The following is a 9,039-nucleotide window of genomic DNA, read 5'->3' as shown; positions in this document are numbered from 1 at the left end:
GGTGGAGGTTGATGTCGAGTTCGCGACCGGCACGTATCGCCACGAGGACGCGGTCGGTCGCGTAGCGGAGATCCGTCGGGCGATGGAGTCCCTCGGCGACGACCTGGGGCTGGCCTGGGCGGGCTTCCTGAGCTTCGGAATCAGCTGGAGCGCGCTGCGAGCGGAGGAAGGACGTACAGCGCTTCGTCGAGGGGCCGAGCACGCCGATCGCATCGGACAGGAGGCTCTCGCCTCGGCGATGCGGGAGTGGGACGGTGCGGCTCTTGCCTTCGGGCCGACGCCCGTCGACGAGGTGATCAGGCTCACCGAGGTGGTGCTCGCGGCCACACCCGGCACGATCGGCCGCAGCGGCCCGTTGCGCCGGCTCGGCCGGATGTGGGCCTGCCGCTGCGAGTTCGGCCGGGCACGCGAGGCGTATCGCGAGGGAATGGCGATCGCGCGAGACGCCGGGATGCTCCGCGAAGCCGCCGCGTCGGCGATCGGGATGGCGTACATCGAGCAGCGCGCCGGCGACCTCGACGCCGCCGAGACGGTGCTGCGCCAGGGGATCGCGGAGCTCGACGCGCTCGGCGACCGGGGGTTCTACTCGACCGCCGTCGCCGAGCTCGCCGGGCTGCTGGCCGAGCGCGGGCGCGACGACGAGGCCGCGGAGTGGTGCGCGCGCGCCCGTGAGACGACCGGCCCGTCGGACATGGCGACCGTCGCCCGCGTCGAGGCGCTCGACGGCCTCCTGGCGGCACGACGAGGCGACAGCGCGGAGGGGGAGCTGCTCGGGCGCCGCGCCATGGAGATGCTGGCGGAGTCCGAGTCCGACTTCTACGAGTACGTCGGCGGCACCCACCTCGTGCTCGCCCGCACGCTGATCGCATGCGGCAAGGGCGACGAGGCACACGAGCACGCCGAAACGGCACTCCGCGTCTACGAGGCGAAGGGCGACCAGCCCGCCACCGGCTGGGCCCGCGAGCTGCTCGCGTCGCTCTCCTCCTGACGGCGTGCCGCCGCTGCCTACGATGCCTTCATGAGCGCGTACCCGGCCCACCTCGAGACGGACGTCGTCCTCCGCGACGGCCGAACCGTGCACGTGCGCCCGGCGCGCCGCGACGACCGCGACCGGCTGGAGGACTACTTCATCGGCCTCTCCGACGAGTCCCGGCGCCTGCGGTTCTGGGGGCAGGTCGTGAACGTGCGCGAGCAGGCGACGAACGCCGTCGAGATCGACTACGTCGACCACCTGACCGTGCTCGGCTTCGCCGGGCCGGATCTCACGGAGGTCGTCGGGGGGGCCCAGTACGTCCGCGACGGCAAGGCGCGCGCGGAGATCGCGATGTCGGTGTCCGACGAGCTGCAGGGACAGGGCCTCGCATCGATCCTCATCGAGCACCTCGCCGAGGCCGCGGCCGCCCAGGGCATCGAGTTCTTCCACGCGGACGTGCTGCCGGAGAACCACCGCATGATCGACGTCTTCCGCGGCACCGGCTTCCCGCTCTCGATCCGCACGCGGCCCGGGTACGTCGAGGTCGAGTTCCCGACCACGGTCACCGACGAGACGGCCGGCCAGTACGAGGAGCGTGAGCGGATCGCCGCGGCGAACGCCGTGCGGCGGGTGCTCGAGGCCCGCTCGATCGCGGTCATCGGCGCCTCGCGCGACCCGACGACGATCGGCGGCCGGCTGCTCCGCAATCTCGTCACGCAGCCGTTCGCGGGCGTCGTCTACCCGGTGAACCCCGTCGCCGAGGCGGTGCAGGGCGTCGCCGCGTACCCGAGCGTCCTCGACGTCCCCTCCGATGTCGACCTCGCGTTCGTCGTCGTGCCGGCGGCGCAGGTGATCGACGTCGCGCGCCAGTGCGCCCGCAAGGGGGTGAAGGCCCTCGTCGTCATCTCCTCCGGCTTCGGCGAGACCGGGGAGGAGGGGCGCCGGCTGCAGCACGAGCTCGTCGACGTCTGCCGCGAGACCGGCATGCGCCTGATCGGGCCGAACTGCATGGGCGTGATCAACACCGATCCGGGCGTGGCGCTCAACGGCACCTTCGCGCAGGTCGCGCCGCCGGAGGGGCCGATCGCGTTCATGTCGCAGTCCGGGGCGCTCGGGATCGCCGTGATCAACATGGCCAACCGCCTCGGGCTCGGGCTCTCGTCGTTCGTCTCGATCGGCAACAAGGCCGACGTCTCCCCGAACGACCTCCTCTGCTACTGGGACGAGGACGAGCGCACCGACGTCGTGCTGCTCTACATCGAGTCGTTCGGCAACCCGCGGCGCTTCGCCGAGATCGTGCGCCGCGTCGGCAGGCACAAGCCCGTCGTGGTCGTGAAGAGCGGCCGGGGGGCAGCCGGGCGCAGGGCCGCCTCGTCCCACACCGGGTCGCTGCTCGCGTCGGCGGACACCACCGTGGACGCGCTCCTCCGTCAGGTCGGGGTCACGCGCACGGACACCCTCGAGGAGATGTTCGACGTCGCCGCGCTGTTCGCCAACCAGCCGATCCCCGAGGGGCGGAACGTCGCCATCCTCACCAACGCGGGCGGGCTCGGCATCCAGTGCGCCGACGCCTGCGAGGCCCGTGGGCTGCACGTCCCGGAGCTGACCGGGGAGACGATCGCGGAGCTCCGCTCCTTTCTCCCGCCCGCCGCCGGGGTCTCGAACCCCGTCGACATGATCGCGTCGGCGACCGCGGAGGACTACGGCCGCGCGATCCGCGTCGTCGCGCGCGACCCGGGCATCGACGCGCTGATCGTGATCTACATCCCGCCGCTCGAGGACGACGCGCCGGCCGTCGCGCAGAGCATGGTCGAGGCGATCGGCTCTCTCGAGGGGGTGATCCCGGCGCTCACCTGCTTCATGTCCGCGCGCGGCCTGCCGGACGCCCTGTCCGCCCCGGGCGTGCGCATCCCCTCCTACGCGTTCCCCGAGCAGGCCGCGATCGCCCTCGCCCACGCCGCGGACCACGGCGAGTGGCGTCGCCGACCCGTCGGCGTGGTGCCACGCTTCCCGGGGACCCGCGAGGACGAGGCGGCGGCGGTGCTCGCGGGGGCGCTCGAGCGCGGGGAGGGCTGGCTCGATCCCGACGAGATCACGCGTCTCTTCGCCTGCTACGGGATCCCGCTCGCCACGATGCTCCGTGCCGACACGCCCGAGGCCGCGGCCGAGGCGGCGGCCTCGCTGCGCGGCCCCGTCGCCCTCAAGGCCGTCGGCCCCGTGCACAAGACGGACGTCGGTGCCGTCCGCCTCGACCTCGCCGCGACGGAAGTGGCGGCCGAGGCGGCCGCCATGGCGCGGCGGATCGCAGAGCACGGGGAGACGCTCGACGGCTTCGTCGTCCAGGAGCTCGTGACGGGCGGCGCCGAGATGTTCGTGGGCATGACCGCGGACCCGGAGTTCGGGCCGATCGTCGCCTGTGGTGCGGGCGGCGTCACCGTCGAGCTGACGCGCGACATGGCCGTCCGCGTCGCCCCGGTCAGCGACCTGGAGGCGGCGGAGATGATCCGCTCCCTGGCCACGTTCCCGCTCCTCGACGGCTTCCGCGGCGCATCGAAGCGAGACGTGAAGGCGCTCGAGGACGTCGTGCTCCGTGTGTCGGCGCTCGCCGTCGACCAGCAGGCGATCGTGGAGATGGACTGCAACCCCGTGATCGTGCTCGAGCGGGGCGCCGCCGTCGTCGACGCGCGGGTGCGCGTCAGCCCGCCGGCGCCCCGGACGCCGTTCGCCGGGCGCGCCGACTCCTGAGCGCTCCCTCCGCGGGCCACCCCGACGCTCTGCCGAGACGACGGCGATCCGGTCGCGCCGCGGCCGGCCGGTCGACCGGAGAAGGACGAACGGCGCGGCGCGCGATCGTGGGCACGGCCGGCCGCGCAGCCGTCGCCATCGGTGGCGACGGGACGTACGCGAGGGACGAGCGCGTCACGATGCCCTGCTCGCCTGCGCGAGCAGGGCATCGCACTCCCCGACCCGCGGCCGGGCGCCCATCGCCGCGAACAGCCGCTTGGCCTCCCGCAGCGTCGCCTCGGCGGACGCATCCCCGAGCGCGGCGAGGCAGCGCCCTTCGCCGAGCACCGCGTATGCGTGCTCGAGAGCCGAGCCGAGGCCTTCCCATCGCGCCGCCGCGGCGCGGTAGCCCGCGAGCGCCTGCTCGGTCTCGCCACGGGCATCGGCGATCGCCGCCCGCGCCGCCGCGAGCGCCGCCTCGCGGCTCGGAAAGGCCTCCTCGACGCCGTCGCACAGGCGCTCCGCGCGCGCGAGCTCGCCGATCCCGACCGCGGTGCGAACGAGCCTCGGCAGTTGCCCGGCCGGCTCTCCGGGCGTAAGCGTGACGTCGTCGAACTCGGCGAGCAGCCCACGGGCCGCGTCCTCCCTTCCCGCGGCGACCCATGCCGACCCGACTGCCGCGGCGACGTAGCCGAAGACGGCGAGGTTGTCCGTTGCGCGCGCCGCCCCGACGGCGGCGTCGGCCAGGCCGAGGGCCCCTTCGACGTCTCCGGTCTCCTCCAGTGCGCGGGTGACCGTCGCCCGCGCGAACTGGAGGAAGATCCCCTGCGGGTCGAGGTCGGCGAGCACGGGCTCGACCTCGGCGAGGGCCTCCGCAAGGCGGCCGGCGTCGACGAGCCAGGCGAGCATCGTCGCTCGCGCCGGCCCGGTGTTGACGCCGCGGGCCGCGGCCAGCGCCAGCACCTCCTCGATCGCGGCGAGGCCTGCGGGCGGCCCCTCGATCTCCATGACGACGCAGGCGCGGTTGTACGCGCAGACCACGGCGTCCCGGCCGTGCCCGCCGTCGACGAGCAGCTCCTTCGCCCGGGTGAGATCCTCGAGCCCCGCGTGGTCCCCGAGGTGGCAACGCGCCGAGCCACGGAAGCCGAGGGTGCGGCCGGGCACGGGGAGGTGGAGCTCGGCGGCGAGCCCGAGCGCCCGCTCCGCCGCGCCCAGTGCCTCGTGGATCTCGTCGCGGACGAGGTGCGAGCCGGCGAGGTCCTCGATCGCGTCGACGAGCCCCTGTCCCGGGCTCTCCTCGAGCAGCGCGACCGACTCGACGGCGGTCTCGAGTGAGCGCGGATCGCCGAGATAGTGCTGTGCGATGGAGAGCTTCGCGAGCGCCTCTGCGGCGCCGTCGACGTCGTTGCGCTCCCGGAAGAGCGTCGCCGCACGCTCGAGCGCCTCTGCCGGGCCCGCTCGGCCGTGCCAGACCGTCATCGCCGCACTCGCCCAGCGCACGAGCACCGTGGGGTACTCCGGCGCGTCGTCGGGCGTGGCGTCGAGCGCCTGTTGCAGCAGCTGCAGTGCCTTGGCTCCGTCGAGGCCGAGCGCGCGCTCGCCCGCGAGCAGCGCGTACCGTGCGGCTGCGGTTCCGAGCTCGGCGACCAGCGCCGTGTCGCCCGTGGCCTCGGCGAGCGCGATCGCCTCGCCGGTGTGGTAGGCGAGGACCTCGGCGACGTCCTCGACGCGCTCCCCGGCCTTCTGCTCGAGCCAGGCCACGGCCTTCGCGTGCTTCGCAGCCCGCTGTGCCCGCGGCACCTGCCCGTAGGCGACGTCGCGCACGAGGACGTGCCAGAAGCCGAGCTCCTGCTCCCCCTCCATCGAGGACTGCCGGAACGGCCGCACGAGCTCCTTGCGGGCGAGGTCGTGCAGCGCCGACTCGACCTCCGGCTGGTCACGACCGCCCATCGCGGCCACCGCTCCGGACCAGAAGACCTTCCCGATCACCGCCGCGTCCTGGAGCAGGCCCTTCCGGTCCGGGGGCAGCGTGTCGAGGCGGGCGGCGATCAGCGCGTGGAGCGACTCCGGGAACGTGATCTCGACGCCGTCGCGCAGCCGCCCGTGCGCGTCGAGCAGGTCTCGGTCGCGCAGCATGCGCACGAACTCCTCGGCGTAGAGCGGGTTGCCGCCCGCCCGCTCGAGGAGCAGATGCTGCGTCTCCGCGGGCAGCACCGCCTGCTCCAGCAGGGCCGAGACGAGCCGTGCGGTGTCGGCGTCCGAGAGCGGAGCGAGGCTCACCGTGGTCGCGTTCTTGAGCCCGGCGCCCCAGGTCGCATGCTTTTCGTACAGCTCCGGCCGGGCGGTGCAGACGACGAGCAGGGGGATGCCCTGCGCCCAGTCCGCGAGGTGCTCGAGGAAGGCGAGGAGCGCGTCGTCGGCCCAGTGCACGTCCTCGAACACGAGCACCACGGGCCCGTCGTCGGCGATCGACTCGAGGAAGCGGCGCCACGCCGTGAACGACTCCTCGCGCGCGACGGGCGGCCCGGCCTCGATCCCGAGCAGCGGCAGGAGGCGCGCCGTCAGCCAGTGTGCGTCGTCGCCCTCGGGCACGACCTGCTCGAGCTTCGTCTGCGCCTCGTCGGGCGCGTCCGACTCGAGCACCCCCGCGTGCGCCTTGACGATCTCGCCGAGCGCCCAGAACGTGATGCCCTCCCCGTAGGGCAGGCAACGGCCCTGCCGCCAGCGGACGAGCTCCGGCAATCGGTCGAGGTAGGTGCCGAGCTCGGCGACGAGGCGGCTCTTGCCGACCCCGGGCTCACCCACGAGCGTCACGAGCTGCACCGATGCGTCGCTGGCGACCCGGTCGAACACCGTCCTGAGCTGCAGCACCTCGAGCTCGCGACCGACGAGCGGCGTCGAGAGCTCGCGGATCACGTCCGAGCCGAAGCGGGCGCGCGCGCGCACGGGCTGCCACAGGCGCACCGGCTCGGCCTTGCCCTTCAGCTCGGCCGGCGCGAGCTGCTGCCACTCGAACACGCGCTCGGTGGCCTCGTACGTGCCCTCGCCGACGGCGACGCCGCCGACGGGCGCCGCCCCCTGGATGCGCGAAGCGGTGTTGACGACGTCGCCGGTGACGAAGCCCTCGCCCTGCTCGGGTCGGGCGTCGAGCGCGACGAGCGCCTCGCCCGTGTTGATCCCCACGCGCACCGACAGCCCGAGCGTCGGGTCGGCCTCGTTCGCGTCCGCCAGCGACTCGAGGATCGCCAGCGCGGCGCGCACCGCTCGCTCCGCGTCGTCCTCGTGCGCGACAGGCGCACCGAAGACGGCCATCACCGCGTCGCCGACGAACTTCTCCACCGTGCCCCCGAAGCCCTCGATCCGCTCGCGCAGCAGGTCGTGGTAGGGGCGCAGGCGCGCGCGGACGTCCTCGGGGTCGGCGGTCTCCGAGGCCGCGGTGAACCCGACGAGGTCGCAGAAGAGCACGGAGACGACCTTGCGCTCCTCGAGGCCCGGCGCGGGGGCGGTCTCCTCCAGCGGCGCCGTGCAGAAGCCGCAGAACCGGAAGCCGTCGGGGTTCTCCTTGCCGCACGCGGGGCACGTCGTCATCGACGGTCGAGTCTACGTGCCCCTCCCGCGCCTGCGGGCGCGCGGGGGAGGCGCGGCGGTGGTCAGTCGGTCGCGTCCGGGGCCCAGGAGGGCCGGCGGCGCTCGAGGAAGGAGCGCAGCCCCTCCTGCCCCTCCTCGCTCGTCCGTCGCTCCGCGATGCGCCGGGCGGTGTCGGGACCGTCGGGCCGCTCGCGGACGAGCCGCTTCGCGTGGCGGGCGGCCCGCGGGCCGGCCGTCCGCAGCTCGTCGAGCAGCGCGTCGAGTGCTCCGTCGAGGTCGTCGGCGACCTCGTGCACGAGCCCGATGCGGAGCGCGGTCGCGGCGTCGAAGCGCTCGCCGGTGACGAAGTAGCGGCGGGCCGCGCTCTCGCCGATCTTCCCGATGGCGAACGGGGAGATCACGGCCGGGACGATCCCGAGCTTCACCTCCGAGAACGCGAAGACGGCGCGCGGGTGCGCGATCGCCACGTCGGCGCACGCGACGAGCCCGACGCCGCCGCCGAGGGCGTGCCCCTGCACCACCGCGACCACCGGCGCCGGGCAGCCGTCGATCGCCTCCAGCATCGCGCGGAGCGCGTTCGCGTCGGCGACGTTCTCGTCGTAGGAGAGATCGGCAGAGGAGCGCATCCACTCGATGTCCGCCCCCGCGCAGAAGCTCTTCCCCTCGCCGGCGAGCACGACCGCCCGCGCGGTCCCGACGTCGACGAACGCCTCCGCGAGCTCGGCGATCAGCGCCGCGTCGAACGCGTTGCGCGTATCGGGTCGCGCCAGCGTCACGCGGAGGACGTCGCCGTCGCGTTCCACCCGCAGCGCACCCATGGTCACGCAGCATAGAGTCGGCCCATGCTGCGCGGGACGATCGCCGCCGTCGTGACGCCGCTCCGCGGTGGCGGCAGCACCGTCGACGCCGACGCCGTGCCGGCCTACGTCGACTTCCTCCGCGACGGCGGGCTCGACGGCGTGCTCACCCTCGGCACGAACGGCGAGGGGATCCTGCTCACCGTCGAGGAGCGGCGGGAGGTGACGGAGGCCTTCCTCGAGGCGGCGGCCGGACGCCTCCTGGTCGCCGCCCACTGCGGGGCGCAGACGACGGCCGACACGGCGGCGCTCGCCGAGCACGCTGCCGCCGCGGGCGCCGACGCCGTCGCGGTGATCGGGCCGCCCTACTTCAAGCTCGACGTCGAGGCGCAGTACCGGCACCTGCTCACGGCCGCGACCGCCTGTGCACCCACGCCCTTCTACGTCTACGAGTTCGCCGCCACCGCCGGGTACGCGTTCGACCCCGGGATGCTGCTCCGGCTGCGGGACGAGGCCGACAACCTCGTGGGGCTCAAGGTGTCGGACACGCCGTGGGACGCGTTCGCCCAGTACCTGCTCGACGGGCTCGACACGTTCGTCGGGCCGGAGGCACTCATCCACCAGGGGATCGCGCACGGCGCGGTGGGCGCCGTCTCGGCGCTCGCCTCGGCGTTCCCCGACGAGGTGGCGGCCGTCGTCCGCGACCCCACGGAGGAGGGCGCCCGGGGCCTCGCCGGGCTCCGGGCGCGGATCGAGGACTTCCCGCGGCAGGCGGCGCTCAAGCACGTCCTCGCGCGCAAGGGCGTGCCGCTCGGCGGAGACGTGCGTGCGCCGCTGCGGGCACTCACCGCTGCCGAGACGCGCGAGCTCGACGCGTGGCTCGACGCGCGAGGGGCCTGACCCCGACCGGTCGGCCCGATCGGCACGTCGGGGGTGAGGCGGAGGCCTCACCCCCGA

General features: G+C 74.3%; 5 protein-coding genes. 3 read left to right on the top strand and 2 right to left on the bottom strand.

Going from position 1 to position 9,039, the window contains the following annotated elements:
• Nucleotides 1–988, top strand: a 988-nt coding sequence (locus AC162C_RS07270) for a tetratricopeptide repeat protein (RefSeq protein WP_484096966.1), incomplete at its 5' end; no start/stop codon positions are given.
• A gap of 30 nt (nucleotides 989–1,018) precedes the next feature.
• The gene (locus AC162C_RS07265) at nucleotides 1,019–3,718 is read left to right on the top strand and encodes a bifunctional acetate--CoA ligase family protein/GNAT family N-acetyltransferase (protein WP_484096965.1); all 2,700 of its coding nucleotides are present in this window, start codon (nucleotides 1,019–1,021) and stop codon (nucleotides 3,716–3,718) included.
• Between the two features lie 174 nt (nucleotides 3,719–3,892).
• Here the strand turns inward: AC162C_RS07265 and AC162C_RS07260 are convergent, their stop codons facing one another.
• Nucleotides 3,893–7,285, bottom strand: a complete 3,393-nt coding sequence (locus tag AC162C_RS07260) for an AAA family ATPase (protein ID WP_484096964.1) — start codon at nucleotides 7,283–7,285, stop codon at nucleotides 3,893–3,895.
• 62 nt (nucleotides 7,286–7,347) lie between these two features.
• Entirely contained in the window at nucleotides 7,348–8,103 is a 756-nt protein-coding gene (locus AC162C_RS07255) for an enoyl-CoA hydratase-related protein (RefSeq protein ID WP_484096963.1), read from the bottom strand.
• A 24-nt stretch (nucleotides 8,104–8,127) separates the two neighbouring features.
• Here AC162C_RS07255 and AC162C_RS07250 point away from each other — a divergent pair, with 24 nt between their 5' ends.
• Nucleotides 8,128–8,982, top strand: coding sequence for a dihydrodipicolinate synthase family protein (locus AC162C_RS07250; protein WP_484096962.1), 855 nt, complete (start codon nucleotides 8,128–8,130; stop codon nucleotides 8,980–8,982).
• Nucleotides 8,983–9,039: the final 57 nt, after the last annotated feature.

It is taken from the genome of Gaiella sp. (genome assembly GCF_057140465.1).
The sequence above is the reverse complement of the archived record's forward strand: the minus strand, read 5'-3'. Positions and strand labels throughout refer to the sequence as shown.

What these genes read in the sequence shown, in the direction of transcription:
- AC162C_RS07255 (WP_484096963.1), bottom strand. Translation starts at nt 8,103, where the DNA reads ATGGGTGCGCTGCGGGTGGAACGCGACGGCGACGTCCTCCGCGTGACG.
- AC162C_RS07250 (WP_484096962.1), top strand. Translation starts at nt 8,128, where the DNA reads ATGCTGCGCGGGACGATCGCCGCCGTCGTGACGCCGCTCCGCGGTGGC.
- AC162C_RS07265 (WP_484096965.1), top strand. Translation starts at nt 1,019, where the DNA reads ATGAGCGCGTACCCGGCCCACCTCGAGACGGACGTCGTCCTCCGCGAC.
- AC162C_RS07260 (WP_484096964.1), bottom strand. Translation starts at nt 7,285, where the DNA reads ATGACGACGTGCCCCGCGTGCGGCAAGGAGAACCCCGACGGCTTCCGG.